We start from the raw sequence: 25,950 nt of genomic DNA, 5'->3' as shown, positions 1-25,950 counted from the left end.
GGCCCTAGCGCTTATTCCATAAGCGCTAATAGCTATACATTTTATAGCAACGCACTGTGGGCGGGTGGAGAGCCCGTGGCAGAGCACACCGCGCCACCCCCCGGCCGGTAAAATCACGGCCCCACGACTTTGCACGCCGCCCGATCGACACGGGCCCGCAAGACCATGATCCGCCTCTCTGAAATCCGGCTGCCCTTCACGGCCGCCGAAGCCCCTGACGCGCTGCTGCGCGCCGCCGCCGCCAAGCTGCTGGGCATCGCCCTGGCCGACATCGCCCGCCTGCACGTCTTCAAGCGCAGCTTTGATGCGCGCAAGGTGGACCTGCTGGCGGTGTACATCATCGACCTCACCCTCACCCAGCCCGAGCGCGAGGCGGCACTGCTGGCGCAATTTGCAAACCACCCGCACATCCAGCCCACACCCGACATGGCGTGGCACCCTGTGGGCCAGGCGCCTGCCGACCTGCCCCTGCGGCCCGTGGTGGTGGGCTTTGGCCCCTGCGGCATCTTTGCCGCGCTGGTGCTGGCGCAAATGGGCTTCAAGCCCATCGTGCTGGAACGGGGCAAGCCGGTGCGCGAGCGCACCAAGGACACCTGGGGCCTGTGGCGCAAGCGCGAGCTGCATGCCGAGAGCAATGTGCAGTTTGGCGAAGGCGGCGCTGGCACCTTCAGCGACGGCAAGCTCTACAGCCAGATCAAGGACCCGCGCCACCTGGGCCGCAAGGTGATGAACGAGTTCGTCAAAGCCGGCGCGCCCGAGGAGATCCTGTACGTGGCGCACCCGCACATCGGCACCTTCAAACTGGTGAAGGTGGTGGAAAACCTGCGCGAGCAGATCATTGCGCTGGGCGGCGAGATCCGCTTCGAGCAGCGCGTGACGGATGTGATCGTCGAAGGCACGGGCGACGCGAGGCACCTGCGCGGTCTGAAGGTGCTGAACCAGGCCACCGGCGAGACCACCGAGCTGCGCGCCGACCATGTGGTGATGGCGTTGGGCCACAGCTCGCGCGACACGTTTGCGATGCTGTATGACCGCGGCGTGGCCATGGAGGCCAAGCCGTTCTCCATCGGCTTTCGCATCGAACACCCGCAGGGCATCATCGACCGCGCGCGCTGGGGCCGCCACGCCGGCCACCCGCTCTTGGGCGCGGCCGACTACAAACTGGTGCACCACGCCGCCAACGGGCGCGCGGTCTACAGCTTTTGCATGTGCCCCGGCGGTACGGTCGTGGCCGCCACCAGCGAGCCGAACCGCGTGGTCACCAACGGCATGAGCCAGTACTCGCGCAACGAACGCAATGCCAACGCCGGCATGGTGGTGGGCATCGATCCGCGCGACTACCCCACCGATCCGGCCGCGTTCGAAACCCACCTGGGCCAAACCTATGGCGTTGAGCGTTTGCCCGCCGGGCAGTTTCACCCGCTGTCGGGCAGCGTGCTGCAGCGCCAGCTCGAATCGAACGCCTTTGTGCTGGGCGGGCGCGACTACAGCGCGCCGGGCCAGCTGGTCGGCGACTTCATCCGCGGCACGCCGTCCCAACACCTCGGAGATGTGGAGCCCTCGTACAAGCCCGGCGTCGCCCTGGGCGACCTGCACGCCGCCCTGCCCGGCTACGCCATCGAGGCCCTGCGCGAGGCACTGCCCGCCTTCGGCCGCAAGATCAAAGGCTTCGACATGCACGACGCGGTGCTGACGGGCGTCGAGACGCGCACTTCATCGCCGCTCAAGATCGGCCGGGGCGAAAACCTGCAGAGCCTGAACACACCGGGCCTGTACCCGGCGGGCGAAGGGGCGAGCTACGCGGGCGGCATTTTGTCGGCGGGGGTCGATGGCATCAAGGTGGGCGAGGCTGTGGCCCGGAGTATTCTCGCGACGCCCTGAGGCGCTGCGCGCCTTCCCTTGTCTCACGCTCGCGGGGGGAAGGGCGGCGTAGCCAGCGCGGCGGGGCCGCCCTGGCCTGCGCGGCGCCTGTCTCTCAGGCAACGCCTTGTCGGCCCTCTGAAGAACAGAGACAGCCCTACTTGCGCTGCAAAAAGTCCACCGCCAACGCCGCCAGCGTGCGCGCGCCCACGGGCAACTGGTCTTCATCAATGTCGAACAACGGCGAGTGGTTGGACGGCGCCTTGCTGAAGTCCGCGCCCTTGGGTGGCGCGCCCAAAAAGTAGAAGAAGCCGGGCGCCACCTTCTGGAACTCCGAGAAGTCTTCCGACCCGCTCACCTTGGGGATGATCATCGCCTTGCCGCCCGTGGCCAGCTTGAGTGCGGGCAGCGAGGCTGCGGTCAGCTCTGCCGGGTTGGTGGTGACGGGGTAGGCCACGGGGCCAAAGCGCACCTTGGCCTTGGCGCCGCTCGATGCAGCGATCTGCTCGGCCGTGGTGGTGATGCGCTTGAAGGCGTCCTGGCGCATGCCTTCGTCGAACGTGCGCAGCGTGCCCAGCAGTTCCACGTTGTCCGGAATGATGTTGTAGCGCGTGCCGCCGTGGATGGAGCCAATGGTGATCACCGCGGGCTCCTGGCTGATATTGAGCTGGCGGCTGACCACCGTCTGCAGGCCCAGCACCACCTGGCTGGCGGCCACCACCGGGTCCACCGCGTTCCAGGGCGACGATCCGTGGCCGCCGCGGCCTTCGACCTGGATCGTGATGTTGTCCGACCCCGCCATCAGCGGGCCGCTGCGGTAGCCCACCACGCCAGACGGCAGGTTGGCCGTGATGTGCAGGCCGTAGATGGCTTGCACGTCCTTCATCGCGCCCTCTTCCACCATGGCCTTGGCGCCGAAGCTGGGCACCTTGCCGTTGGCGTCGGCCTCCACCGGCGCGCCTTCCTCGGCGGGCTGAAAAATGAACTTGATGGTGCCGGGCAACTGGGCCTTCATGCCGGCCAGCGCCTCGGCCGCGCCCATGAGCATGGCCACGTGGGCATCGTGGCCGCAGGCGTGCATCACCGGCACTTCCTTGCCCAGGTAGTTGGCCTTCACCTTCGAGGCGAACGGCAGTCCGGTGTTCTCGGGGACCGGCAGCGCGTCCATGTCGGCCCGCAGCGCCACCACCTTGCCCGGCAGCCCGCCGCGCAACGTGCCCACCACACCCGTGCCGCCCACTTGGGTCTGCACTTCCATGCCCAGTTTTTTCAGGTGCTCGGCCACCAGCTTGGCGGTGCGCACTTCCTGGCCCGAGAGTTCCGGATGCGCGTGGATGTCGCGGCGCCAGTTGACCATCTTGGGCGCGACCTTGTTCACGGCGATGTCGATGGCCTGCAGGCCGGCGGCGTCCAGCGCCTGGGCGTGGGCTGAAGAGACGGCGCAGAGCGCGCTGGCGGCAAGGCTGGCGGCGAGTGCGATGGCGGAGAGGGGTTGGTGCATGGGCAGATCCGTAGGGTGGGGGTAGCAGCGTGTTAGGCCGCGGTCTTGGGAAAAAGCAGGTCCATGCTAAAAGCGGGCACCTGCTTTATGACAAGCGAAAATGGCCATCCACCAAGCCAATATCGCCATGCTGCAGTCCCCCATGCCCTTGCCTTCCAGTGCGCCCCGGGCGCCGGTGTTTACCGTGGACATCCCGCTGCTGCCCGAATCCGCCGTGGGCAACGCGCTGCAGTTCATCGACCTGGTGCGCGGCGCCAATCTGCTGGCCGGCCTGCGCCTGGGTGCACAGGCGCCGCGCATGGCCTGGCGGCTGACGGATGCCCATGACCAGCCCCTGCCGCCGCTGCCCGGCCCATTGGCCGCGTACACCGCAGCGCAAGAACCGTCAGCAGCCAAGAACGCAGCGGACACTCCAGCGCACGCGGTGTTCATCTCGTCCATTCACGCCGCGGACATCCCGGCCATCCGTGCGGTGGCAAGCAGGCACCGCGCGCTCTCGCGGCAGTTGGGCATTGCCATCGACGCGGGCCAGAAGGTGCTCACCGTCGGCAGCGGTGCCTGGCTCGCAGCGCAAAGTGGTCGGCTCAATGGCCACCAAGCCAGCCTGCCCTGGTTCTACATCGCCGGGTTTGAGCGGGACTTCCCGGACATCGGCTTCAGCCCGGCACAGGATGTGTCGGACGATGGCCCGTGGCTCAGCTGCGCGCTGCCCCAAAGCGTCAACCTGCTGGCCCTTGCGCTGGTGCGCCACGCGCTGGGCGACGAGCTGGCTGCCGCCTGCGCCACCGTGATGACCCCCGACCACCAGCGCGCCCGCGCGGCGCTGCAGGCCAATGCGCAGCAGCACATCCCGGCCACGCGCGACAGCACCCTGGCGCGCGCGATGGCCTGGATGGAGGCGCACCTGGACCAGCCCTACTCGCTGGCCCAGTTGGCAGCCGCGGCTTCGGTGAGCAAACGCACCTTGCTGCGGCACTTTCAACAAGAGCTGTCGCAGTCGCCGCTGGACTACCTGCACGGCCTGCGCTGCGCGCGCGCCCGGGTGATGCTGGAGGTGACGCTGGAGAGCGTGCCCAGCATCGCCGTGGCCTGCGGCTATGCGGACCCGGCGGCCTTTCGCCGAATCTTTGCGCGCTACACCGGCATGGCGCCGGCCGAGTACCGCAAGCGCCACGCCCTGCGCGCGCCACGGCGGCGCTGGCGGGTGGAAATGCCGCCGCGCTGAGCCGCAGTACGGGCACGGGCACGGGCACGGGCACGGGCTACGGGCTACGGGCTACGGGCTACGGGCTACCGCACCAGCGCGTTGCCCGATGGCAGGCGGAACGCCTCGACCAGCTCGGCCAGCTGCTGCGCCTGCACGCGCAGGCCCTGCGCGGCGGCGGATGATTCTTCGACCAGGGCGGCGTTCTGCTGCGTCATCTGGTCGAGCTGCGAGACGGCTTCGCCGACCTGGCTCAAGCCCGTGGTCTGCTCGCGCGCGGCGGTGCTGATCTCGCCAATGATGGTGGCCACCTGCTGCACCGATTCGACAATCTCGCCCATGGTGCTGCCGGCCGCATTCACGAGCTTGGCGCCCTCGTCCACCTGGCGCACGCTGTCGGTGATGAGCCCGCCGATTTCCTTGGCGGCGGTGGCCGAGCGCTGGGCCAGGCTGCGCACCTCGCCCGCCACCACGGCAAAGCCCCGGCCCTGCTCACCGGCGCGTGCGGCCTCCACCGCGGCGTTGAGCGCAAGGATGTTGGTCTGGAACGCGATGCCATCGATCACGCTGGTGATGTCGGCAATGCGGCGCGAGGACAGCGCAATGCCGTCCATGGTGCCGACCACGCGGTCCACCGCCTCGCGGCCCCGGCGCGCCACGTCGCTCGCGCCCGTGGCCAGGCTGCTGGCTTGCGCAGCGGCATCGGCGCTGTGGCGCACGGTGGCCAGCAGTTCTTCCATGCTGGCGGCGATCTCTTCGAGGTTAGACGCCGTGTGTTCGGTACGGGCCGACAGGTCGGCATTGCCTGCGGCGATTTCGCTGCTGGCCCCGGCCACCGACGTGCTGGCCTGGCGCATGCCCACCACCAGGCTGGCCAAACGCGCCTGCATGCCGGCCAGGCGCGCAAGCAGTGCCTGCAGTTCGTCGCGGTTGCCGGCGCCAGCGACAGGCACGGCCGAGGTCAGGTCGCCTTCGGCAATGCGGTCGGTGACGTCAGAAGCCTGCGCCAGCGGCTCCAGGATGGAGCGCGAGAGCAACCAGGCGCAGGCCAGGCTCAGCAGCAGGCCCACGAGCGAGCCGGCGGCCAGCAGCGTGATGCCCTGGCGCTCGCTGCGGGCGGCGGCCTCGCGGGCCTCGACCACACGCTGGCGCTGGAAGTCGGCCAACTGGTTCACCGATGCAGCATACGCATCGGCCGCGGGGCGCAGGCGCGTGGCGATGGCATCGGGCGGCAGGGCTTCGCCGTCCTTGCGGCGCTTGACGAGCTCATCGCGCACGGTGCGAAACGCGGTGCCGGTCTTGTCGATGGCGTCAAACAGCGCCTGCGATGGCGGGTCGGCCGCCAGTTCATCCAGGCGCTTGCGCACCTCGGCAGACCGGGCGGAGGTGACCTTGCGGTCCGCGTCGATCCGGGCCGCGTAGGCGGCGTTGTCAATTTCAAGCAATGTCTCTGCACGCACCGAGCTGAGCACCACGATGGCGTGCAGTTCACGCGCCAGCAGCGCGCGTTCGGCAGAGGCGCCACCCAGGTCGTCGGCAATGTCTTGCAGGCCAGCCAGGCGCCAGATGCCCACCGCAGCCGACAAAGACATCACAAGGCACACCACGCCAAAGGCCAGGGCCAGGCGCACCGCAACACGTGCGTGGGAAAGAGACATAAGAGAGATTTCCGGGAAGCGAGAAAGAACCAAAGCGGAGCCGCGGCACGCGCACTGAGCGCCTGGGGCGACACGAGCTTATCGACACAAAGTGACAACCACTTGAGCCGGCGAGGGCTCTGCCCAGAGGCTGAGCAGGGGCGCCATTCTGACTGCAGCACTGCCGTGCCTGCAGTGAAGGGCCATAAAAAAACCGCCGCAAGGTGGAAACCCTGCGGCGGTCGTTCTGTCGTTGGTTGCGGGCCGGTGGCCCGCCGTGCATCAGCATTACTTCTGCGCGTTCTGCAGCGCGGCAATGCGCTCTTCGATCGGCGGGTGGGTGCTGAACAGCTTGCCGATTCCGCCGGCGATGCCAAAAGCGGCCACGCTCTTGGGCAGCTCGCCGGGGTGCATGCCGCCCAGCCGGGCCAGGGCGTTGATCATCGGCTGGCGGCGGCCCATGAGCTGGGCGGCACCCGCGTCGGCGCGGAACTCGCGCTGGCGGCTGAACCAGGCCACGATCATCGCGGCCACGAAGCCCAGCACGATGTCGAGCACGATGGTGGTCACGTAGTAGCCGATGCCGGGGCCCGAGCTGTTCTCATCGTTCTTGCGCAAAAAGCTGTCCACCGCGTAGCCGATGACCCGCGACAGGAACACCACAAAAGTGTTCATCACGCCCTGGATCAGCGTCATGGTGACCATGTCGCCGTTGGCGATGTGCGCCACCTCGTGGCCGATCACGGCCTCGACCTCTTCGCGCGTCATGCCCTGCAGCAAGCCGGTGGACACCGCCACCAGCGCCGAGTTCTTGAACGCACCCGTGGCAAACGCATTCGGGTCGCCTTCGAAGATGCCGACTTCGGGCATGCCGATCTTGGCTTCGGTGGCGAACTTGCGCACCGTCTCGACGATCCAGCGCTCATCCGGCGAGCCGGAGCCGTCGATCACGCGCACGCCCGAGGTCCACTTGGCCATGGGCTTGCTGATCAGCAGCGAAATGATCGCGCCGCCAAAGCCCATGATGAGCGCAAAGCCCAGCAGCGCGCCCAGGTTCAGCCCGTTGGCCGTGAGGTAGCGGTTGACGCCCAGCAGGCTGGCAACCACCCCCAACACGACCACGACGGCCAGGTTGGTCATCACAAATAAAAGGATCCGCTTCATGGAATGAATCTCCGTGGGGTCAACAACAACAACAACAAGGTTCGCAGTTCCAGATGGGGGCCGGGCCGTGCGCTTCAAGCAGCAGGCTTGCTGCGGCGGGCCGGCGCAGTCCCCCGAGTCCCTATCCCTCTGGCCGCGATTTCATCGCGCAATGGTAGGTGCAAATCGGCGCCGGGGCGCTATCACACAAGCGCCGTTGGGACTTAGAGCCTGGAGCCCGCAGCGGGCGGAACACCCGCTCGTCGGCATAGAAGCCCGGTGTGTCGTTAGCTGGCCACCAGCCCGGCACGCCCAGCACTGGCAGCGGGGTGAACGGCTTGGAGGCCCACAGCAAGGGCTGCACGTCCTGCGCAAGCCAGGCGTCCAGCTCTGCTATTGATTCGATAGCTTCAGGCGCTTGATAGACATGCGCCACCATGGGTTTTCGCGGCAAAACCAGCTTTTCCATCAACGCATGGCCGAAGAGCACCAGCCGCGCATCGCGCCACAGCGGGCGCAGAGGGCCGAACAGGCGCTCCCAGTCCCGCGCCCTGAATGCCTCCCACAGCGCATCGGGCGCCTGCAGCAACGCACCGTTTTCATCGAACACCGTGAGCGCATCGCGCAGCGGCCCACGCACGGCCTGCACGCCATTGGCAGCGATGGCCTCGGCCTGCAGCTGGTTCAGGCGGCGCTTGGTGTGCGGGAACTGCAGCCACACCAGACCATTGAAAAAATCGTGCAGGTTGTCGCGCGTGGGCACGCGGCGGGTGTCCCCAATGTGTTGCTCGTAGGCCGTGCCCTCAGGCAGATCGGTCTGCGGGACAAACTGCACGGCCGCACTGGCGGGTGCCGAGGCTTGCAGCGCGCGGCACACGGTGCCGTCACCGCCGCGGTCCTGCAGCTGCTCCGAGATCGGCTGGCCGACGGCGCGCCAGGGCGCCAGCCAGGGAGCGCTCCAGTCGATGCCGCCCCAGAGAGGGTCGCCTACACCACCCGCCACGGCAGCGCTTCACCGGAGCGCAAGGGCTTGAGGTTGGCCTCGCCGAAGACAAAACTTTCGGGCGGGGTCCACGACTCGCGGCGCAGGGTGATGGTGCCGGTGTTGCGCGGCAGGCTGTAGAAGTCGGGGCCGTGGAAGCTGGCAAAGCCCTCGAGCTTGTCGAGCGCGCCGGCGTTGTCGAACGCCTCGGCGTACATCTCCATCGCGGCGTGCGCGGTGTAGCAGCCGGCGCAGCCGCTGGCGTGCTCCTTGAGGTGCGCAGGGTGCGGGGCGCTGTCGGTGCCCAGGAAGAACTTGGCGGAGCCGCTGGTGGCGGCCTCTACCAGCGCCACGCGGTGCGTCTCGCGCTTGAGCACGGGCAGGCAGTAGTAGTGCGGGCGCACGCCGCCGACGAAGATCGCGTTGCGGTTGTACAGCAGATGGTGCGCGGTGATGGTGGCGGCCGTGAAGCGGTCGGAGGCCTGCACGTAGTCGGCCGCGTCCTTGGTGGTGATGTGCTCGAAGACGATCTTGAGCTCGGGGAAGTCGCGGCGCAGCGGGATGAGCTGCTGCTCGATGAACACCGCCTCGCGGTCGAACAGGTCGATGTCGCTGCTGGTGACTTCGCCGTGCACCAGCAGCAGCATGCCGGCCTTTTGCATGGCTTCGAGCGTCTTGTACGTCTTGCGCAGGTCGGTCACGCCCGCGTCGCTGTTGGTGGTGGCGCCGGCGGGGTAGAGCTTGCAGGCCACCACGCCCGCGTCCTTGGCGCGCGCGATCTCGTCGGCGGGCAGGTTGTCGGTGAGGTACAGCGTCATCAGCGGCTCGAACTGCACGCCCGCCGGTACTGCGGCCAGGATGCGCTGCTTGTAGTCAAGCGCCTGCTGTGCCGTGGTCACGGGCGGGCGCAGGTTGGGCATGATGATCGCGCGGCCAAACTGGGCGGCCGTGTGCGGCACCACAGTGTGCAGCGGCTCGCCGTCGCGCACATGCAGGTGCCAGTCGTCGGGGCGGGTGATGGTGAGGGTGTCGATGGGGGTGTGGGGGGCGGCTGTCATGGGCAGCATTGTCCCATCGGCTCAGAAACTATCATTTTTATAGCTACTAGCGCTTACCAGATAAGCGCTAGCAGCCAAAAACACTCGAAAAATCAAGCTTCCCGTCGCTCATTCGGCCGTGATGCCCGCCTTGCGCACCACCTCGCCAAATTTCACCAGTCGCTCGGACATCATCTTCTCGAACGCGGCCGGCGCCATCTCTTCCGGCACGATCACGCCGCGCTCCTTGAGGTTGGCCACCATGGCGGGCGACGTGGCGACCTGGCGCACGGCCTTGTACAGGGTCTGCACGATGGCGTCGGGTGTGCCGCCGGGCGCGGCCAGGCCGGTCCACGACGTGAGGTTGAGCTCGGGGTAGCCGACCTCGGCCAGCGTGGGCACGTCGGGCAGTTGCGGCAGGCGCTGGTCGGCGGCCACCGCCAGAGCGCGCACCTTGCCCGCCTGGATGTGGGGCAGCATGATGACCAGGTTGTCGAGGATGAACTGCACCTCGTTGGCCAGCACCGCCGTGATCAGCGGCGTGCCGCCGCGGTACGGGATGTGCGTGGTGAAGGCGCCGGTCGCGGCCTTGAACATCTCCACGTTGAGCTGGCCCATGCTGCCCACGCCGCCGCTGCCGTAGTTGAGCTTGCCGGGGTTCTTCTTGGCGTAGGCCACGAACTCGGCAAACGTCTTGAACGGCAGGCTGCTGTGCACCACGAGCGCGTTGGGCTGGCGGCCCAGGATGGCGATGTTCTCGAAATCCTTGACCGGGTCGTAGCCCACCTTGGGCTGGGTCAGCGGGTTGGCCAGGTGGCTGCTTTGCGACGACACGACCAGCGTGTAGCCATCGGGCTTGGCGCGCGCCACATACTGCGCGCCCACCGACCCGCCCGCGCCGGCGCGGTTCTCCACCACGATGGGCACGCCCAGCACCTTGGACAGCGGCTCGGAATACTGGCGCGCCATGATGTCCACCGACCCGCCGGGCGGGAACGGCACCACGAGCGTGATCGGGCGCGAAGGAAACTTGTCGTCGGCCTGCACTGCCAGCGGCGCCAGGCCGGCCAAGGCCGCCAGGCCCAGTGCCAGGCTGGCGGAAAGAACGCGACGGCGGGGGGATTGCGAAGCAAAGGGCATGGGTCTACTTTCAGGAAACTGGAATGAAGTGGGAGTCCGCGCAGCGGCAGGGCCAGTCCTGCGGGGGCGGCGTGGATCAGCTGAAGATCAAGTGCGTATCAGGTAAGGGCCTGGCGTGATCACGAGGCCGGATCACGGATGGTCCAGCACCGCCAGCGCCACCGCCTGCGCGCGCGGCACGAAGGTGGACAGCTCGCAGTACTCGCGCTCGGTGTGCGGGTGGCCACCCACGGGGCCGGTGCCACACAGCGTGGGCGCGCCCACCGATGCGGTCAGGCCGCTGTCGGCCGCGCCGCCGGTGAACTCGCCCTGCACCTCGAAGCCCAGCGAACGAGCGCCGCGCTGGTACAGCGCCAGCAGCGCGTCGGGCGTGGGCTTCATGGGCAGCGTGCGGCGCGATTCGGTGATGCGGCCTTGGGTGCGCGGCACGGATTCTTCCTCGACGATGGCACGCACTGTCTGGAGCAAAACCTCCGGGTCGGTGTCGGAGGTGAAGCGCAGGTCCACCTCGGCCTTGGCGTGCGGGGCCACTATGTTGGGCACGATGCCGCCGTGCACCACGCCCACGTTGACGGTGGTGCCCGTGGCGGGGTCGGTCAGCGCGTGCAGTGCCAGTGTCTTGCGGGCCAGCGCCTCGATGGCGCTTGCGCCCGCCGCGTGGTTGATGCCGGCGTGGGCGGCGACGCCCTCCACCTCGAACTCCACCACCATCGAGCCCTTGCGGCTCGTCACCAAATTGCCGCTGACGCGGCCGGGCTCGGCATTGAGCACCGCCTTGACGCCGCGCGCCTGGGCCATGATGCGCTCGCGCGTGACGGGCGAGCCGATCTCCTCGTCGCACGAGAAGAACAGCTGCAGCGGCCCCTTGAGCCCACCGCAGCGCGCAAACGCCTCGGCCACGAACACGTTCATCACCAGGCCCGATTTCATGTCGGCCACGCCGGGGCCGTAGGCACGGCCGTCCGCCACGCGAAACGGGCGGCGCGCCGCGGTGCCGGCGGGGAACACGGTGTCCATGTGGCCCATGAGCACGATGGGCGGGCCGTCGGCGGCGCCGGGAACGTGGGCATGCAACAGCACGCCATAGCCTGGCACTGGCTCGAACTGCACGGCCACGCCAGCGGCTTCCAGCCGCTCGCGCAGCGCGGTGGCCACGGCCGTCACACCCGCCTCGTCGCGGCTGCCGCTGTCGATGTCCACGACTTTCTGCAACAGGTCTTGCATCGCTTGGGACTGGCTGGCGAGCCAGTCCAGAATGCGCTGGCGCACCGCCAAGCCTTGGTTTTCAAGGGTATCCTGCATCTGAATCCTCGGGGTTGGCCCCGGAAGCGGGGCGCGAATCTGGGTTGAAGTGTTGCACGCGTCGTCCGTGTTTGCAATACGTTTTTCACCAAAGAGACATCAATGAAATCATCATTGCAAACATCCACAGGCTTGCTGACCGAGCGCCTGGCGCGGCAGAGCGCGGAGCTGACTGCCAGCGAACGCGCCCTGGCCGAGGCCCTGGGGCGCGACTACCCGCACGCACTGCTCGAATCCGCCACGGCACTGGCCGCGCGCAACGGCACCAGCGCGTCGACCGTGGTGCGGCTGTTCGCCAAGCTGGGCTACGCCAGCTATGCCGAGGCCCAGCGCGAGGCGCGCGGCGAAGTCACCGCTCTGCTGCAGACGGCCGGCCAGCGCGCCCCGGTGACCATCGGCACCGAGCGCAGCCTGCCGCAGTGCGTGGACGATGCGCTGCTGCACGACCAGCACAACATCACCGCCACGCGCGACAGCCTGGACATGGCGGCTTTCGAAGCGATGACCCGGCGCATCGCCCAGGCGCAGGGGCGGATCTTCGTGCTGGCGCAGATCAACAGCGCCCCCGTGGCCGCGTGGCTGGCGCTGCACCTGAACATGTGCCGCCCTGGCGTGCACGAACTGGGTGCCGGTGCGGTGGCCGCCACCGACCAGCTGCTGTGGGTACAGCCCGAAGACACACTGCTCGTCTTCAGCATCCGCCGCTACGCCAGCGGGCCGGTGAAGGTGGCCCAGCGCTTTCGCGACGCGGGCGCGCAGGTCCTGGCCATCACCGACAGCCCGGCCGCCCCGCTGGCGGCACTGGCCCAACACCTCGTGCAGGTGCGCACGTCCAACGCATCGCCGTTCGACTCGTACACCGCTGCCTTCTTCGTCTGCAATGCCCTGGTCTCGGCCGTCGCGCAGCTTCGGCATGCGCAGGTGTCCGAGGCACTCAAGCGCAGGGACACACTGTGGAAGGACGTGGAAGACCAGCAGCTCATCGTGGCTGCCCCGCCAGTGCGCAGGCCGTCACGCAAGTAGCGGGACAGCACGCGTCGGCTGCCGTTCGGCTGGTGGTGTGGGGCGCCCAAAACAAAGGCGCCCGAAGGCGCCTTTGTGGTCGACCACCGCATCGCGCCTGCGAGGGCCGCCGATGCGCACGCACCGATCAGTGCGCAAGGATCTTGTTGAGGAAGTCCTTCGTCCGAGGCTGGCGGGCTTCGGGGTGGTTGAAGAAGTCGTCCTTGGAGCAGTCTTCCAGGATCTTGCCGCCCACGTCCATGAAGATCACGCGGTTGCTGACCTTGCGGGCGAAGCCCATTTCGTGGGTCACGCACATCATGGTCATGCCTTCGTTGGCCAAGCCCACCATCACATCCAGCACTTCGCCGACCATTTCGGGGTCGAGCGCTGAGGTGGGTTCGTCGAACAGCATCACGATGGGGTCCATCGACAGCGCACGGGCAATGGCCACACGCTGCTGCTGGCCGCCCGAGAGCTGGCCCGGAAACTTGTCCTTGTGCGCCATCAGGCCCACACGCTCCAGCATCTTCAGGCCCCGCTTCTTGGCGTCGTCCGCACTGCGGCCCAGCACCTTGATCTGCGCGATCGTCAGGTTCTCCGTCACTGACAGGTGCGGGAACAGCTCGAAATGCTGGAACACCATGCCCACGCGGCTGCGCAGCTTGGGCAGGTCGGTCTTGGGGTCGTGCAGGCGGATGCCGTCTACCGTGATCTCGCCCTTCTGGAAGGGCTCCAGCGCGTTGATGGTCTTGATCAGCGTGGACTTGCCGGAGCCTGAGGGGCCGCACACCACCACCACTTCACCCTTTTGGATGGTGGCCGAGCACTCGTTGAGCACCTGCACCGGGCCATACCACTTGGATACGTTCTTGAGTTCGATCATTTCTTTTTCCTCAATCCAATCTCTTTTGCTTTGGCTTGTTGTGCCCGGGATCAACGAATGATCGCGATCTTCTGGTGCAGGCGTTTGACCATCCAGGACAGCGCATAGCACATCACGAAGTACAGGACAGCCGCGGCGAGGTAGGCCTCGATGGGGCGGCCGAAGTTCTTGCCCGCCACCTCAAAGCCCTTGAGCATGTCGTAGGCGCCGATGGCATAGACCAGCGACGTGTCCTGGAACAGGATGATGGTCTGTGTGAGCAGCACCGGCAGCATGTTGCGGAACGCCTGGGGCAGCACCACCAGCTTCATGTTCTGGCCATAGGTCATGCCCAGCGCCTGGCCGGCATGTACCTGGCCGCGCGCAATGGACTGGATGCCGGCACGCATGATTTCGCTGAAGTACGCCGCCTCGAACGCGATGAAGGTGATGACCGCAGACACTTCGGCGCCAATGGGCCGGCCGATGATGGCAGGCACGAGCAGGAAGAACCACAGGATCACCATCACCAGCGGGATGGAGCGCATGCCGTTGACGTAGATGGTGGCCGGAACGTCCAGCCACTTCTTGCCCGACAAGCGCATCAGCGCGAGCACGGTGCCGAAGAGCACGCCGCCAATCGTGGCCACCAACGTGAGCAGCAGGCTGAAGTACAGCCCTTTGAGCACGAAGTTGGAGATCAGGTCCCAGTTGTAGAAGGAGAAGTCGAGATTCATATCAGTGACCCCCGCCTGCGCTGGCCACAACCACACCAGGGATGCGCACGCGCTTCTCGATGAAGGCCATGATCCGGTTGATGGCAAAGGCCGAGATGATGTAGAGCGCCGTCACGGCCATGTACACCTCGATGCCGCGGGACGTTTCTTCCTGGGCCTGCATGGCGAACATGGTGAGTTCGGCCACCGACACGGCAAACGCCACCGACGAGTTCTTGAAGATGTTCATCGTCTCGCTGGTGAGCGGCGGGATGATGATGCGAAACGCCATGGGCAGCAGCACGTAGCGGTAGGTCTGGAACGTGGTGAACCCTACGGCCAGGCCCGCATAGCGCTGGCCGCGCGGCAGCGTCTGGATGCCCGAGCGCACCTGCTCGGCGATCCGCGCAGAAGTGAAGAACCCGAGCGCCAGCACCACCAGCGCAAAACCGGGGACGCCCTTGAGCACCGGGAACAGGCTGGGGAGCACGTGGTACCAGAGGAAAATCTGGACCAAGAGCGGAATATTGCGGAACAGCTCGACCCAGGCATTGCCCAGCCGAACGATCATCGGCCGGTCCTGCAAGGTGCGCAGCGTGCCAATGAGAGAGCCCAACACAAGTGCCAGCACGAGTGCCAGCAGCGAAACAGATACCGTCCAGCCCCAGGCCGACAGCATCCAGTCCAGGTACGTGATGTCGCCGCCCTTGCCAAAGCAGCTTTGCACGACTTCCCTGTCCATGGTGTCCTGGCAGAACACCTGCCAATCCCAACTCATAGGAGCACCCCTTAAATTCTTGGTGTGGCGTTGGACGCAACGCTGTGCCAGCCCAACAAAAAAGCCCCTTCAAACCGTTTGGCCGAAGGGGCACAAGCGTTCAGAAAATTACTTCTTTGCGTAGTCTTCCATGGGCTTGTCGTTGGGGTTGGCCCATGCATCCTTGGTAGCGTCGGATGCGGGCAGACCAATCTTGGTGTTGGTCGGTGGCACGGGTTGCATGAACCACTTGTCGTACAGCTTGGCCAGCGAGCCGTCCTTGATCTGGCGCTTGATGGAGTCGTCCACAGCCTTCTTGAAGGCGGGGTCGTCCTTGCGCAGCATGCAGGCGATAGGCTCCACGTTCAGCACTTCGCCAACGATCTTGTAGTCAGCCGGATTCTTGGACTTGGAGATGTTGGCAGCCAGGATCGAGCCGTCCATCACGAAGGCGTCGGCGCGGCCGGTTTCCAGCATCAGGAAACTGTCAGCGTGGTCCTTGCCGAAGACTTCCTTGAAATCGATGCCGCCAGCGCGTTCGTGCTTGCGCAGCGTTTGCACCGAGGTGGTGCCCGTGGTGGTGGCCACGGTCTTGCCGTTCAGGTCCTTCACGGACGTGACGCCCGAGTTGGCCTTGGTGGCGATGCGCACTTCTTCCACATACGTGGTCACGGCGAAAGCCACGTCCTTTTGGCGGGCGGCGTTGTTGGTGGTGGAGCCACACTCCAGGTCCACGGTGCCGTTGGTCACCAGGGGGATGCGGTTTTGCGAGGTCACGGGCTGGTACTTGGTTTCCAGCTTGGCCAGGCCCAGTTGCTTCTGGATGTCGGCCAGGATGATTTCACCCATTTCGGTGTGAAAACCCACGTACTTGCCGTTGCCCAGCGTGTAAGACAGACCCGAAGACTCGCGCACACCCAGCGTCACACTGCCCGACGCCTTGATTTTGGCCAGCGTGTCAGTGGCTTGGGCAAACGCACTGCCTGCTGCCAGAGCGGTCACTGCAACCGCGAGCAATTGTTTCTTCATGAGAATCTCCTTGTGTGTATAGCGAAAGGACAGGGGAATTTTAGGGCGCCGCGCCTGCCGGGATGGCCGGAGGGCAGTGCTCTGCAAAAGGGGGACGCAACCAGGGATTGTTAGTCAGAACGGAACCTGGTCAGTAGGGTATTTCCAGAAGTCCCGCAGCAGATAGCTGACCGGGAGGTTCAGCACCGTGTTGCCGGGTGGAATGGGCTTGTTGAACCACTTGTCATAGATGGGGTAGATGTCGCGGCTGGTGATCAGGCGGCGCATTTCCTCGTCGATGAGTTTCTTGAATTCGGGGTCGTTCTTAGGCAGCATGATCGCCAGCGGCTCGGTGGTCATGAACCTTCCCACCACCTTGAGCGCCTTGGGGTCGGGCCGACCCGCGGCCAGGCCATACAGCAGCACGTCGTCCATCACAAAGGCATCGGCCTCGCCCTTTTCCACCATCTCGACCGCCTTGGCATGGTCGGGCGCTTCCACGATGGTGATGCCCATCAGGCGCTCACGATTGGCCTGGTCGGCCGCCTTGAGCGGGGTGGTGCCCTTGGTGGACACCAGCTTCTTGCCGTTCAGGTCTTCCACCTTGTCGATGGGGCTGGCCGCCTTGACCAGCAGGCGCGCCCCGGTAATGAAATGGGGGATGGTGAACGCCACTTTCTGGCGCCGTTCGGCATTGTTGGTGGTGGAGCCGCACTCCATATCGGCCTTGCCCTGCTCGATCATCGCCAGGCGATTGGCGGGCGTGACGGCCAGGAACTCCACTTCCATGTCCTTCTTGCCGGTCTTCTTGCGCACCACGTCGGCAAGGCGCAGGCACAGATCCACCGCGTAGCCCACGGGCTTGCCGGATTGGGAATCCACGTACGAAAACGGTACGGACGACTCGCGGTGGGCAATCACGAGCTTGCCGCCGGCGCTGATGCGCTCCAGCACCGTGGCTGCCTGAACCGGCAGCGCCAATGCGCAGCACAGGGCGGCAAGGCCTGTGGCGAATTCCCAATGCTGAACTTTCATACGGCGTCTCGGTGAGTGAATGGAATCGGATTCGCAATGTTCGTGCCATCTGCTGCGGCCCGAGGGGCCTGCCCTGCGGTACCCGACCCGGCGATGGCGCGAACTGTACGTGTCGTTACTATGAAACTCCAATGCCGTTTGCGGGCACAACTATGCAAAGTGTTTATATCAGTAGTTACCCTTAGCATGACCCTGCCTGCGCCTGGAGGTAGGTCCACAGCGCCTGGGCCGTGCCCTTGGGTGCCTCTTTGCCGGCGGGCTTCTCGCGGTAGGCCCGCACGTCCATGGTCATCTGCAGGCCGTCGGTATCGGCTGGCGCCGCGCTGACCAGCCGGCGCGACCGCAACTCTTTCTTGACCGCGCTGTGCGGCAAGAAGGCCACCCCGTGCCCTTCCAGCGCCATGGCTTTGAGGCCCTCGGCCATGTCGGTCTCGTACACCCGCTCCAGGTGGATGGGCGTGCCGGATTCCTTGAGGATCAGCTCGGTCACCCGACCGAGGTAAGCCCCGGGCGCATAGCCCAGGTACGGCAACGGTTGCCCGGCGCGGCCCGGCAGGCGGTGCAGTGGCGCGCCTTCGGCATCGGCCTTGCTGTAGGGCGAGAGCACCTCTTGCCCCAGGCTCACCATCTCGTAGCGGTCGGCATCGAGCTGAAACGGCTGCGAGGGGTGGTGGTAGGCGATGAGCAGGTCGCACCCCCCTTCCACCAGCCGCATCACGGCGTCGTGCACGTTCAGCGCGATGAGCCGGCTCTTGAAGGGGCCGAACTTGTCGTGCAGGCTCGACACCCAGGCCGGGAAGAACGTGAACGCCAACGTGTGCGGCACCGCAAACTCGATCATGTCCTTGCCGGCACTGGTGTGCGCGCGCAGCATGGCCCGCGTGTTCTGCAGCGACTGCAGCATTTCCAGCGCCTGGTCGTACAGGGTCTTGCCGGCGGGCGTGAGGCGGGTGGGGTAGGAGCTGCGGTCCACCAGATCGGTGCCGGCCCAGGCTTCCAGGGCCTGGATGCGCCGCGAAAACGCGGGCTGGGTCACGTGGCGGAGCTGGGCGGACCGGCTGAAGCTGCGCGTTTCCGCAAGACTGACGAAATCTTCGAGCCACTTGGTTTCCATGGGTGCATTATCCGCGCCCACCCAGAACGGCGCTTCGCAAAGATATGAGGGTTTTCACAGTGCGCCCTCGGGGAACCAAACGGTGTGCATGCATAGCAAGCACCGCATAATGGAAGCTGGGAAGCCTCTGCACGGATCCAGCTGGCCAAGTGTGCGCTGTGGATCGGGATGGGCTGCTAGGCGCAAAGCGCAGCAATAGCCGTAGCTATTGCGAGCATTTTTTGCAACAACGCAGACCGCCCGAGACCGCAGATGCGAACGGCGCGGTGAGCCGCGCAGAGATTCCCTGGCGCTTACCGCGCTTTTTTTGCGCTCGGGGCGGGATCGCCCCAGGCCCTCGGCGCACAACGCCGCCGGGCAGGGCAGCTGGCAATCGCATGTTTGTTCTCCTCCACCCCTGCCCCCCATGTCCTCCTCTCCCACCCCCGGGCCTGCGGCCGACGCACCACCCGGCGCATTGCCCGACACATCACCCGGCGCTGCCCGCCCCGACGCCGAACCCCGCTCGCTGCGCCTTGAAGACTGGCTCACCGTCTTCGTGATGGCGGCGCTCGCGCTCATCACGTTTGCCAATGTGCTGGTGCGCTACTTCACCAATTCCTCGTTTGCCTGGACGGAGGAAATCTCTGTCTTCCTGATGATCGTGCTGGCGCTGGTCGCGGGCTCCGCTGCCGTGGCGCGCGACCAGCACATTCGCATCGAATATTTTGCCGAGGGCGGCTCGGCCCTGCGCAGCAAACGCCTGTCGATGCTGGGCGCGGCCACGGTCGCGCTGCTGTTTGGTGTGATCGCCGTGCTGAGCGTGCGCGTGGTGTGGGACGACTACAGCTTTGGCGAGACCTCGCCCGGCATTGGCGTTCCGCAGTGGTGGTATTCGATCTGGTTGCCCGTGTTTGCGGCGCTGATCACGGCGCGCGCCGTGGGCCTGTTCATCCGCCGCAGCCGCGCCACCCTGCCTGACAGCGCTGAAAAAGAAGCAGTGCCCGAGGACGCCCAGCCATGATCGCCACGCTGCTCTTCGTGGCCTTTTTGGGCCTGATGTTTGTGGGCGTGCCGATTGGCGCCGCCCTGGGGCTGGCGGGTGCCGCCGCCATTGCGCTCGCCAATGCCGACAGCCAGTGGTTCGGCCTCCTGGCCGTGCCGCAGAACTTCTATGCCGGCCTGGGCAAGTACCCGCTGCTGGCGATCCCGATGTTCGTGCTGGTCGGCTCCATCTTCGACCGCTCGGGCGTGGCCCTGCGCCTGGTCAACTTTGCCGTGGCCATCGTGGGGCGCGGCCCGGGCATGCTGCCGCTGGTGGCGATTGCCGTGGCCATGTTCCTGGGTGGCATCTCGGGCTCGGGCCCGGCCAATGCCGCGGCCGTGGGGGGCGTGATGATCGCCGCCATGTCGCGCGCGGGCTACCCGCCGTCGTTCTCGGCCAGCGTGGTGGGCGCTGCTGCGGCCACGGACATCCTGATCCCGCCGTCGGTGGCGTTCATCATCTACTCGGTGCTGGTGCCCGGTGCCTCGGTGCCCGCGCTGTTTGCCGCAGGGATGATCCCCGGCATCCTGGCTGGCATTGCACTGATCATTCCGGCCGTGTGGATGGCCCGCAAGCACAAGATGGGCGCACTGGAAGCCACCATGCCCCGCCCCCCGTTCTGGAAAAGCCTGCGCGAGGCCACCTGGGGCCTGGCCGCACCGGTGCTGATCCTGGGCGGCATGCGCGCCGGTTGGTTCACCCCCACCGAAGCTGCCGTGGTCGCAGTGTTCTACGGCCTGTTCGTCGGCATGGTGATCCACCGCACGATCGGCGTGCGCGACCTGTTCCCCATCCTGCGCGAATCGGGCGAGCTCTCGGCGGTGATCCTCATCGTAGTGTCGCTCGCGGGTATCTTTGCGTATTCGCTGTCCACCCTGGGCGTCATCGACCCGGTCGCCAACGCCATCGTGAACTCGGGCCTGGGCGAATACGGTGTGCTGGCGCTGCTCATCGTGCTGCTGATTACCGTGGGCATGTTCCTTGACGGCATCTCCATCTTTTTGATCTTCGTGCCACTGCTGCTGCCCATCATGCAGTTCTACAAGTGGGACCCGGTCTGGTTCGGCGTGATCCTGACCCTGAAGGTCGCGCTCGGCCAATTCACCCCCCCGCTGGCCGTGAACCTCATGGTCTCGTGCCGCATTGCCGGCGTGCGCATGGAGTCGACCGTGCGCTGGGTCGGCTGGATGCTGCTGGCGATGTTCCTGGTGATGGTGCTGGTGATTGCCTTCCCGCAGTTGGCGCTGTGGCTGCCGGCCAAGCTGGGTTATTGAGTGAGTAATTGATTAAGTGATGAATTTCTAACAAGGAGACTGAAACAATGAAACTGCGCACCTTCCTCACTTCTGCCGTGGCCGCTGCCGCCGCCCTGGCCTTCACCGCCCCCGCCATTGCCCAGACCGCCTACAAGAGCGAGTACCGCATGTCGCTGGTGCTGGGCACCGCCTTCCCCTGGGGCAAGGGCGGCGAGCTGTGGGCCAACAAGGTCCGCGAGCGCACCAATGGCCGCATCAACATCAAGCTGTACCCCGGCGTCTCGCTGATCCAGGGTGACCAGACGCGCGAGTTCAGCGCGCTGCGCCAGGGCGTGATCGACATGGCCGTGGGCTCCACCATCAACTGGTCGCCCCAGGTCAAGCAGCTCAACCTGTTCTCGCTGCCCTTCCTGTTCCCTGATTACGCGGCCGTGGACGCCGTGACGCAGGGCGACGTGGGCAAGCAGATCTTCACCACGCTGGAAAAGGCCGGGGTGGTGCCGCTCGCCTGGGGTGAAAACGGCTACCGCGAAATCTCCAACTCCAAGAAGACCATCAAGACTCCTGAAGACTTGAAGGGCCTGAAGATCCGCGTGGTGGGCTCGCCCCTGTTCCTCGACACCTTCACCGCCCTGGGCGCCAACCCCACGCAGATGAGCTGGGCCGACGCCCAACCCGCCTTTGCCAGCGGCGCTGTGGACGGCCAGGAGAACCCGATTGCCGTCTACATGGCCGCCAAGCTGCACACCGTGGCGCAAAAGCACGTGACGATGTGGGGCTACGTGAACGACCCGCTGATCTTCGTGGTCAACAAGGACATCTGGGCCTCCTGGACGCCCGCCGACCGCGAGATCGTCAAGCAGGCCGCCATCGATGCCGGCAAGGAAGAGATCGCGATCGCACGCAAGGGCATGGTCGAAGCCGACAAGCCGCTGCTCAAGGACATCGCTGCCAACGGCGTGACGGTGACGCAGCTGTCGCCCGCCGAGCGCGACGCTTTCGTAAAAGCCACGCGCCCTGTCTATGAAAAGTGGAAGGGCCAGATCGGCGCCGACCTGGTGACGTCGGCCGAGAAGGCCATCACGGCGCGCAAGAAGTAACGCAGCCGGACAGCGCATCGGCCGGGCGAAAGAAATGCCCGCGGGTTGCGGCGCTGCCCGCCCCTGTCGCTGCACCAGCCTCGCTTCGGCGGGGCTTTTTTATGGGCATTGCCCGGCAATCGCCCGAGACGCCAAAAATCAGAAAGCTATTAATTTAATAGCATACAACGCTTATACAACAAGCGCTGGAGGCCTATTTCATTCAAATTTAGCGCTTACACCCCGCCTACAACCCCGTTGGCGGAGCCGGGTGCTTGAGGGCGTTCTTGCGCAGCTTTTTCTCCACCGCTGCGGCCAGGTCCACGCCCGCGTGGTCGGCGATCTGCAGTAGGTACAGCAGCACATCGGCTACCTCGTCGGCAATGGGTTCCTTGAGCGCCGTATCGTTGCGTGCCGCCAGCGATTGCTCGGGCGTCATCCACTGGAAGATCTCGGCCAGCTCTGCCGCTTCGACCATCAGCGCCATCGACAGATTTTTGGGTGTGTGAAACGGCTGCCAATTGCGTTCGGCCGCGAAGGCACGCAACCGGGCTTGAAGGTCGTCAAGGTCGATCGGCATCCCGTCACTCCTGATTTGATAACGGCTTGGGGCTTTTCCATCGGGTGGTAGCAGGCATTCTTGCGACACACCGGCTGCAACTGGCGCGGCCCAAGGCCAGAGCCACCGTGGAACCGGCTTCGCCGGGCCACCGGTGGCGTCCCCCTCCGGGGGAAGGCGCCGAAGGCGACTCAGGGGGGCTTCCTATACAGGCGACACCGGCGCCTCGCCCGCCAGATGCCGGCGCGCGTTCTCCAAGAACCGGTCCACCGACGCCTGCACCGCCTCGGGCGACCAGCCGGCCACATGCGGGGTGAGCACGACGTTGTCGAGGTCCATCAGCTCGGCCGGAGGCGCGGGCTCGCTTTCGTACACGTCCAGGCCCGCGCCCCCCAGCGTGCCGTCCCGCAGCGCCTGAGCCAGCGCGGCGGTGTCGATCACGCTGCCGCGCGCAATGTTGACCACATGGCCCTGCGGGCCCAGCGCCTTAAGCACGGGCGCGTTCACCAGGTGCTGCGTGCCTGCGCCCCCGGGCGTGGCCACGATGAGGAAGTCGGCCCATTCGGCCAGCGACGTGACGTCGGCAAAGTAGCGGTGCGGCACGTCGCTGCGTGCGCTGCGGTTGTGGTAACCGACCTCCATCTCGAAGCCCAGCGCACGCTGCGCGATCTTCTTGCCGATGGTGCCCAGGCCGATGATGCCCAGCCGCTTGCGCGACACGTTGGGCGGCAGGGGCAGCGCCGTGCGCCACACGCCCTGGCGCGTGAGGGTGTCGAGCTTGGGGATGCCGCGCACGGTGGCGATCAAGAGGCCAAACGCATGGTCGGCCACGCAGTCGTCATTCGTGCCCGCGCCGTTGGCGACCACGATGCCGCGCGCCTTGGCGTGCGCCACCGCAATGTTCTCGTAGCCCGCGCCCAGCGCGCAGATGAGCGACAGGTGAGGGAGCGCGTCGATCTGCGCCGCGCTGAGGCCCGTGGCGCCGATGGTCAGCGCCACCGTGATGCGCTCGCCGTGGGCGGCGATAGCTGCTGCGGCTTGCGCGGCGTCGGGTGCGTAGATCAACTCGAACGATTGCGCCATCTGGGCGCGGTGTTCGTCGGAGAGGAACATGAGGGCGAGCAGGACAGGCTTCATGGGTGAGGAGATTGCAAAAGAAAAATGAAGAGTGGAAACGGAGGGGTCGGCATCTTCTGAATTTGAAACTTCCATTCAGGCTGAGCTTGCCGAACCCTCGCATGGCGCTTGGACAGGCTGAGCGCGCACGACTTCAAACCGGCGGACGCGGGCCCAAGAATGCGCAGCTCAAGCAGCCGCATCACTTTGCTGGAGGGACCACATGCTTGCGTAGCGCCCTCCCAGCGACAGCAGCTGTGCATGGGTACCGCGCTCGACGATGCGGCCCGCATCCATGACCAGAATCTCGTGCGCATCGACCACCGTCGACAGCCGGTGCGCAATCACCAGCGTGGTCTTGTTCTGCGCCACGCTTTGCAGCTCGGCCTGGATGGCGCGTTCGTTGGCCGAATCCAGCGCCGAGGTGGCCTCGTCAAAGATCAGGATGGGCGGGTTCTTGAGCAACGTGCGCGCAATCGCCACGCGCTGCTTTTCGCCGCCCGAGAGCTTGAGCCCGCGCTCGCCGACCATGGTGGCGTAGCCCTTGGGGGTGGACGCGATGAAGTCATGGATACGCGCCGAGCGTGCTGCGCCCTCCACATCCTCCTGGCTGGCTCCGGGCCGGCCGTAGGCGATGTTGTAGGCCACGGTGTCGTTGAACAGCACGGTGTCCTGCGGCACGATGCCGATCGCCTGGCGCACGCTGGCCTGCGTAACGTCGCGGATCTCCTGCCCGGCGATGGTGATGCGGCCTTGCTGGATGTCGTAGAAGCGAAACAGCAGCCGCGCGAGCGTGGACTTGCCCGATCCCGAGGGCCCGACCACCGCCACGGTCTTACCCGCCGGGATTTCGAAGCTGATGCCCTGCAGGATCGGCCGGCCGGAGCTCAGGTCATTGCCCTTGCGGGTCTCGTAGGCAAAGTGCACGTCCTCGAAACGCACGGTGGGCTGGTCCAGCCCCGCCAGCGGCTGCGCGCCGGGCGCGTCGGCCACCTCGCGCTCCTTGTCCATGAGCGTGAACATCTTGTCCAGGTCCGTGAGGCTCTGCTTGATCTCGCGGTAGATCACGCCCAAAAAATTGAGCGGGATGTACAGCTGGATCATGAAGGCGTTGACCATGACCAGGTCACCCAGCGTCATGCGGCCGTCGACCACGCCCTGCGTGGCGCGCCAAAGCATGGCCACCAGACCGGTGGCGATGATGAGCTGCTGCCCGGTGTTGAGCAGCGACAGCGTGGTCTGGCTCTTGAGGCGCGCGCGGCGCAGGTGCTCCAGGCTCTCGTCGTAGCGGCGGGCTTCAAAGCCTTCGTTGTTGAAGTATTTGACGGTCTCGTAGTTCAGCAGCGAATCCACGGCCTTGGTGTGGGCGGCCGAGTCGAACTCGTTGGCCTCGCGGCGAAACTGCGTGCGCCACTCGGTCACCAGCACGGTGAAGACGATGTACAGGCCCAGTGCCGCCAGCGTGATCCAGGCAAACCAGGCGTCGAACTTGACGGCCAGCACAGACAGCACCAGCACCACCTCCACCAGCGTGGCCACCACATTGAACAGCGTGAACGAGATCAGCGACTCGATGCCACGCACCCCACGCTCGATGTCGCGCGTCATGCCACCGGTCTGCCGCTCCAGGTGAAACCGCAGGCTCAGGGCATGCAGGTGCTGAAAGGTCTGCAGCGCAATCGAACGCGCGGCGCCCTGCGTGGCCTTGGCAAACACCAGCTCGCGCAGCTCGGTGAACAGCGAGGTGGACAGGCGCAGCGCACCATAGCCCACCAGCAGCCCCACGGGCACGACCAGCAGCAAGGCCGGGTCGCCGGGCTTGAAGCTCATCGCATCGACCAGGGTCTTGAGCAGGAGCGGCACGCCCACGTTGGCCACCTTGGCACCCACCATGAAGACGATGGCGGCGACCACACGCCACTTGTATTGCCACAGGTAGGGCAGCAGGCGGTTCAGGGTGCTCCAGTCGGACTGGACGGGCGCGGGAGCGGCGGAGGCACCGGGAACGACAGGGACGGTGGGGGCGGTTTCGCCGTGGTGGCGCATGGGGGACAATTCCGGTTGTTGTTTTTACCGACCCGGCTGACGCCCAGGTGGTCTTTGCGGGGCGCAAGCGCCTGTGAAACCACTGGTTTCCCAGAGGATTGGCTCAGCCCCAACCGAGATTGTGCCCATGTCTGCCGTTTTCAGCCCGCCCCCCGCCGCATTGCCCTCCGACAAGGAACTGGTGCTCAAGGTGATCCCCATGCCCGCCGACACCAACGGCAATGGCGACATCTTTGGCGGCTGGGTAATGGCCCAGGTCGACCTGGCCGGCTCGGTGCTGCCGGCGCGCTACGTGCGCGGCCGCATGGCCACGGTGGCCGTCAATGAATTCATCTTCAAGCAGCCCGTGCGCGTGGGCGACATCCTGTCGTTCTTCTCGTCCATCACCCGCGTGGGCAACACCTCGGTGACCGTGGAGGTCGAGGTGTATGCCGAGCGTTTTGCGGACCAGGGCCGTTATGTAAAAGTGACCGAGGCACGCCTGACCTACGTGGCGATCGATGAGCAGGGGCGCCCCCGCCCCGTGCCCAAGCGCACGCAGGACCCTGAGTCCTGACACCAGCCGGG

Annotated in this window: 23 protein-coding genes; 7 read left to right on the top strand and 16 right to left on the bottom strand. The window is 66.0% G+C overall.

The features are described from left to right. Nucleotides 1-165 precede the first annotated feature (165 nt). A complete protein-coding gene (locus tag ACSQ3Q_RS04230; RefSeq protein WP_436133162.1) occupies nucleotides 166-1,881 on the top strand; it encodes an NAD(P)/FAD-dependent oxidoreductase in 1,716 nt (571 codons plus the stop codon). 136 nt (nucleotides 1,882-2,017) lie between these two features. On the opposite strand, the gene ACSQ3Q_RS04225 is transcribed toward ACSQ3Q_RS04230, so the two are convergent. Next, a complete protein-coding gene (locus ACSQ3Q_RS04225; protein ID WP_436133161.1) occupies nucleotides 2,018-3,361 on the bottom strand; it encodes an amidohydrolase in 1,344 nt (447 codons plus the stop codon). A 142-nt stretch (nucleotides 3,362-3,503) separates the two neighbouring features. Here ACSQ3Q_RS04225 and ACSQ3Q_RS04220 point away from each other — a divergent pair, with 142 nt between their 5' ends. Further along, a complete protein-coding gene (locus ACSQ3Q_RS04220; RefSeq protein WP_436136936.1) occupies nucleotides 3,504-4,586 on the top strand; it encodes a GlxA family transcriptional regulator in 1,083 nt (360 codons plus the stop codon). Between the two features lie 65 nt (nucleotides 4,587-4,651). On the opposite strand, the gene ACSQ3Q_RS04215 is transcribed toward ACSQ3Q_RS04220, so the two are convergent. The 6 genes from ACSQ3Q_RS04215 to ACSQ3Q_RS04190 all read right to left on the bottom strand — a co-directional run bounded on the left by ACSQ3Q_RS04215 (nucleotide 4,652) and on the right by ACSQ3Q_RS04190 (nucleotide 11,806). Next, nucleotides 4,652-6,223 (bottom strand): methyl-accepting chemotaxis protein, encoded by a 1,572-nt coding sequence (locus ACSQ3Q_RS04215; RefSeq protein ID WP_436133160.1) that lies wholly within the window; start codon nucleotides 6,221-6,223, stop codon nucleotides 4,652-4,654. 267 nt (nucleotides 6,224-6,490) lie between these two features. Next, nucleotides 6,491-7,366 (bottom strand): protease HtpX, encoded by an 876-nt coding sequence (gene htpX, locus ACSQ3Q_RS04210; RefSeq protein WP_436133159.1) that lies wholly within the window; start codon nucleotides 7,364-7,366, stop codon nucleotides 6,491-6,493. 121 nt (nucleotides 7,367-7,487) lie between these two features. After that, entirely contained in the window at nucleotides 7,488-8,348 is an 861-nt protein-coding gene (locus ACSQ3Q_RS04205; RefSeq protein WP_436133158.1) for a DUF3025 domain-containing protein, read from the bottom strand. Further along, nucleotides 8,333-9,385 (bottom strand): dihydroorotase, encoded by a 1,053-nt coding sequence (gene pyrC, locus ACSQ3Q_RS04200; RefSeq protein ID WP_436133157.1) that lies wholly within the window; start codon nucleotides 9,383-9,385, stop codon nucleotides 8,333-8,335. The genes ACSQ3Q_RS04205 and pyrC overlap by 16 nt, the downstream gene beginning before the upstream one ends. A gap of 108 nt (nucleotides 9,386-9,493) precedes the next feature. After that, complete coding sequence (locus ACSQ3Q_RS04195; protein ID WP_436133156.1) at nucleotides 9,494-10,504, bottom strand: Bug family tripartite tricarboxylate transporter substrate binding protein; 1,011 nt, start codon at nucleotides 10,502-10,504, stop codon at nucleotides 9,494-9,496. Nucleotides 10,505-10,636: 132 nt separating this feature from the next. Next, nucleotides 10,637-11,806, bottom strand: a complete 1,170-nt coding sequence (locus ACSQ3Q_RS04190) for a M20 family metallopeptidase (protein ID WP_436133155.1) — start codon at nucleotides 11,804-11,806, stop codon at nucleotides 10,637-10,639. A 102-nt stretch (nucleotides 11,807-11,908) separates the two neighbouring features. Between ACSQ3Q_RS04190 and ACSQ3Q_RS04185 the strand changes: the two genes are divergently transcribed. Beyond that, the gene (locus tag ACSQ3Q_RS04185) at nucleotides 11,909-12,829 is read left to right on the top strand and encodes a MurR/RpiR family transcriptional regulator (protein ID WP_436133154.1); all 921 of its coding nucleotides are present in this window, start codon (nucleotides 11,909-11,911) and stop codon (nucleotides 12,827-12,829) included. 127 nt (nucleotides 12,830-12,956) lie between these two features. Here ACSQ3Q_RS04185 and ACSQ3Q_RS04180 read toward each other — a convergent pair whose 3' ends face one another. From ACSQ3Q_RS04180 to ACSQ3Q_RS04155, 6 genes are all read right to left on the bottom strand, one after another. Continuing rightward, nucleotides 12,957-13,694, bottom strand: coding sequence for an amino acid ABC transporter ATP-binding protein (locus ACSQ3Q_RS04180; protein WP_436133153.1), 738 nt, complete (start codon nucleotides 13,692-13,694; stop codon nucleotides 12,957-12,959). A 50-nt stretch (nucleotides 13,695-13,744) separates the two neighbouring features. After that, entirely contained in the window at nucleotides 13,745-14,410 is a 666-nt protein-coding gene (locus ACSQ3Q_RS04175) for an amino acid ABC transporter permease (RefSeq protein ID WP_436133152.1), read from the bottom strand. Nucleotide 14,411: 1 nt separating this feature from the next. Further along, nucleotides 14,412-15,167 (bottom strand): amino acid ABC transporter permease, encoded by a 756-nt coding sequence (locus tag ACSQ3Q_RS04170; RefSeq protein ID WP_436133151.1) that lies wholly within the window; start codon nucleotides 15,165-15,167, stop codon nucleotides 14,412-14,414. Between the two features lie 108 nt (nucleotides 15,168-15,275). Beyond that, the gene (locus ACSQ3Q_RS04165; RefSeq protein ID WP_436133150.1) at nucleotides 15,276-16,175 is read right to left on the bottom strand and encodes an amino acid ABC transporter substrate-binding protein; all 900 of its coding nucleotides are present in this window, start codon (nucleotides 16,173-16,175) and stop codon (nucleotides 15,276-15,278) included. A gap of 114 nt (nucleotides 16,176-16,289) precedes the next feature. After that, a complete protein-coding gene (locus tag ACSQ3Q_RS04160) occupies nucleotides 16,290-17,189 on the bottom strand; it encodes an amino acid ABC transporter substrate-binding protein (protein ID WP_436133149.1) in 900 nt (299 codons plus the stop codon). Between the two features lie 181 nt (nucleotides 17,190-17,370). Next, on the bottom strand, nucleotides 17,371-18,303 hold the full coding sequence (locus ACSQ3Q_RS04155) for a LysR family transcriptional regulator (RefSeq protein WP_436133148.1): 933 nt from the start codon (nucleotides 18,301-18,303) through the stop codon (nucleotides 17,371-17,373). 406 nt (nucleotides 18,304-18,709) lie between these two features. Here ACSQ3Q_RS04155 and ACSQ3Q_RS04150 point away from each other — a divergent pair, with 406 nt between their 5' ends. The 3 genes from ACSQ3Q_RS04150 to ACSQ3Q_RS04140 are packed head-to-tail and all read left to right on the top strand — an operon-like array spanning nucleotide 18,710 to nucleotide 21,683. Next, entirely contained in the window at nucleotides 18,710-19,306 is a 597-nt protein-coding gene (locus ACSQ3Q_RS04150) for a TRAP transporter small permease (RefSeq protein ID WP_436133147.1), read from the top strand. After that, nucleotides 19,303-20,601 carry a TRAP transporter large permease gene (locus ACSQ3Q_RS04145; RefSeq protein ID WP_436133146.1) on the top strand — a complete coding sequence of 433 codons (1,299 nt, stop codon included), beginning with the start codon at nucleotides 19,303-19,305 and terminating at the stop codon, nucleotides 20,599-20,601. Before ACSQ3Q_RS04150 ends, ACSQ3Q_RS04145 begins: the two co-directional genes overlap by 4 nt. Before the next feature lie 47 nt (nucleotides 20,602-20,648). Continuing rightward, on the top strand, nucleotides 20,649-21,683 hold the full coding sequence (locus ACSQ3Q_RS04140) for a DctP family TRAP transporter solute-binding subunit (protein ID WP_436133145.1): 1,035 nt from the start codon (nucleotides 20,649-20,651) through the stop codon (nucleotides 21,681-21,683). A gap of 226 nt (nucleotides 21,684-21,909) precedes the next feature. Here the strand turns inward: ACSQ3Q_RS04140 and ACSQ3Q_RS04135 are convergent, their stop codons facing one another. The 3 genes from ACSQ3Q_RS04135 to ACSQ3Q_RS04125 all read right to left on the bottom strand — a co-directional run bounded on the left by ACSQ3Q_RS04135 (nucleotide 21,910) and on the right by ACSQ3Q_RS04125 (nucleotide 25,383). Further along, nucleotides 21,910-22,242: a nucleotide pyrophosphohydrolase gene (locus ACSQ3Q_RS04135; RefSeq protein ID WP_436133144.1), complete on the bottom strand. Its 333-nt coding sequence runs from the start codon at nucleotides 22,240-22,242 to the stop codon at nucleotides 21,910-21,912. Nucleotides 22,243-22,425: 183 nt separating this feature from the next. Next, on the bottom strand, nucleotides 22,426-23,358 hold the full coding sequence (locus ACSQ3Q_RS04130) for a 2-hydroxyacid dehydrogenase (RefSeq protein ID WP_436133143.1): 933 nt from the start codon (nucleotides 23,356-23,358) through the stop codon (nucleotides 22,426-22,428). A 168-nt stretch (nucleotides 23,359-23,526) separates the two neighbouring features. After that, entirely contained in the window at nucleotides 23,527-25,383 is a 1,857-nt protein-coding gene (locus ACSQ3Q_RS04125; RefSeq protein ID WP_436133142.1) for an ABCB family ABC transporter ATP-binding protein/permease, read from the bottom strand. 127 nt (nucleotides 25,384-25,510) lie between these two features. Here ACSQ3Q_RS04125 and ACSQ3Q_RS04120 point away from each other — a divergent pair, with 127 nt between their 5' ends. After that, nucleotides 25,511-25,939 (top strand): acyl-CoA thioesterase, encoded by a 429-nt coding sequence (locus tag ACSQ3Q_RS04120; RefSeq protein ID WP_436133141.1) that lies wholly within the window; start codon nucleotides 25,511-25,513, stop codon nucleotides 25,937-25,939. The last annotated feature ends 11 nt before the right edge of the window (nucleotides 25,940-25,950 follow it).

The sequence above is a fragment of the Acidovorax sp. LjRoot129 genome (assembly GCF_964253765.1).
Lineage (GTDB): Bacteria > Pseudomonadota > Gammaproteobacteria > Burkholderiales > Burkholderiaceae_C > Acidovorax.
Note: the sequence above shows the minus strand (reverse complement) of the source record. Positions and strands in the feature narration are given on the sequence as shown.

What these genes read in the sequence shown, in the direction of transcription:
- ACSQ3Q_RS04230 (WP_436133162.1), top strand. Translation starts at nt 166, where the DNA reads ATGATCCGCCTCTCTGAAATCCGGCTGCCCTTCACGGCCGCCGAAGCC.
- ACSQ3Q_RS04225 (WP_436133161.1), bottom strand. Translation starts at nt 3,361, where the DNA reads ATGCACCAACCCCTCTCCGCCATCGCACTCGCCGCCAGCCTTGCCGCC.
- ACSQ3Q_RS04220 (WP_436136936.1), top strand. Translation starts at nt 3,504, where the DNA reads ATGCCCTTGCCTTCCAGTGCGCCCCGGGCGCCGGTGTTTACCGTGGAC.
- ACSQ3Q_RS04215 (WP_436133160.1), bottom strand. Translation starts at nt 6,223, where the DNA reads ATGTCTCTTTCCCACGCACGTGTTGCGGTGCGCCTGGCCCTGGCCTTT.
- htpX (WP_436133159.1), bottom strand. Translation starts at nt 7,366, where the DNA reads ATGAAGCGGATCCTTTTATTTGTGATGACCAACCTGGCCGTCGTGGTC.
- pyrC (WP_436133157.1), bottom strand. Translation starts at nt 9,385, where the DNA reads ATGACAGCCGCCCCCCACACCCCCATCGACACCCTCACCATCACCCGC.
- ACSQ3Q_RS04195 (WP_436133156.1), bottom strand. Translation starts at nt 10,504, where the DNA reads ATGCCCTTTGCTTCGCAATCCCCCCGCCGTCGCGTTCTTTCCGCCAGC.
- ACSQ3Q_RS04190 (WP_436133155.1), bottom strand. Translation starts at nt 11,806, where the DNA reads ATGCAGGATACCCTTGAAAACCAAGGCTTGGCGGTGCGCCAGCGCATT.
- ACSQ3Q_RS04185 (WP_436133154.1), top strand. Translation starts at nt 11,909, where the DNA reads ATGAAATCATCATTGCAAACATCCACAGGCTTGCTGACCGAGCGCCTG.
- ACSQ3Q_RS04180 (WP_436133153.1), bottom strand. Translation starts at nt 13,694, where the DNA reads ATGATCGAACTCAAGAACGTATCCAAGTGGTATGGCCCGGTGCAGGTG.
- ACSQ3Q_RS04175 (WP_436133152.1), bottom strand. Translation starts at nt 14,410, where the DNA reads ATGAATCTCGACTTCTCCTTCTACAACTGGGACCTGATCTCCAACTTC.
- ACSQ3Q_RS04170 (WP_436133151.1), bottom strand. Translation starts at nt 15,167, where the DNA reads ATGAGTTGGGATTGGCAGGTGTTCTGCCAGGACACCATGGACAGGGAA.
- ACSQ3Q_RS04165 (WP_436133150.1), bottom strand. Translation starts at nt 16,175, where the DNA reads ATGAAGAAACAATTGCTCGCGGTTGCAGTGACCGCTCTGGCAGCAGGC.
- ACSQ3Q_RS04160 (WP_436133149.1), bottom strand. Translation starts at nt 17,189, where the DNA reads ATGAAAGTTCAGCATTGGGAATTCGCCACAGGCCTTGCCGCCCTGTGC.
- ACSQ3Q_RS04155 (WP_436133148.1), bottom strand. Translation starts at nt 18,303, where the DNA reads ATGGAAACCAAGTGGCTCGAAGATTTCGTCAGTCTTGCGGAAACGCGC.
- ACSQ3Q_RS04150 (WP_436133147.1), top strand. Translation starts at nt 18,710, where the DNA reads ATGTCCTCCTCTCCCACCCCCGGGCCTGCGGCCGACGCACCACCCGGC.
- ACSQ3Q_RS04145 (WP_436133146.1), top strand. Translation starts at nt 19,303, where the DNA reads ATGATCGCCACGCTGCTCTTCGTGGCCTTTTTGGGCCTGATGTTTGTG.
- ACSQ3Q_RS04140 (WP_436133145.1), top strand. Translation starts at nt 20,649, where the DNA reads ATGAAACTGCGCACCTTCCTCACTTCTGCCGTGGCCGCTGCCGCCGCC.
- ACSQ3Q_RS04135 (WP_436133144.1), bottom strand. Translation starts at nt 22,242, where the DNA reads ATGCCGATCGACCTTGACGACCTTCAAGCCCGGTTGCGTGCCTTCGCG.
- ACSQ3Q_RS04130 (WP_436133143.1), bottom strand. Translation starts at nt 23,358, where the DNA reads ATGAAGCCTGTCCTGCTCGCCCTCATGTTCCTCTCCGACGAACACCGC.
- ACSQ3Q_RS04125 (WP_436133142.1), bottom strand. Translation starts at nt 25,383, where the DNA reads ATGCGCCACCACGGCGAAACCGCCCCCACCGTCCCTGTCGTTCCCGGT.
- ACSQ3Q_RS04120 (WP_436133141.1), top strand. Translation starts at nt 25,511, where the DNA reads ATGTCTGCCGTTTTCAGCCCGCCCCCCGCCGCATTGCCCTCCGACAAG.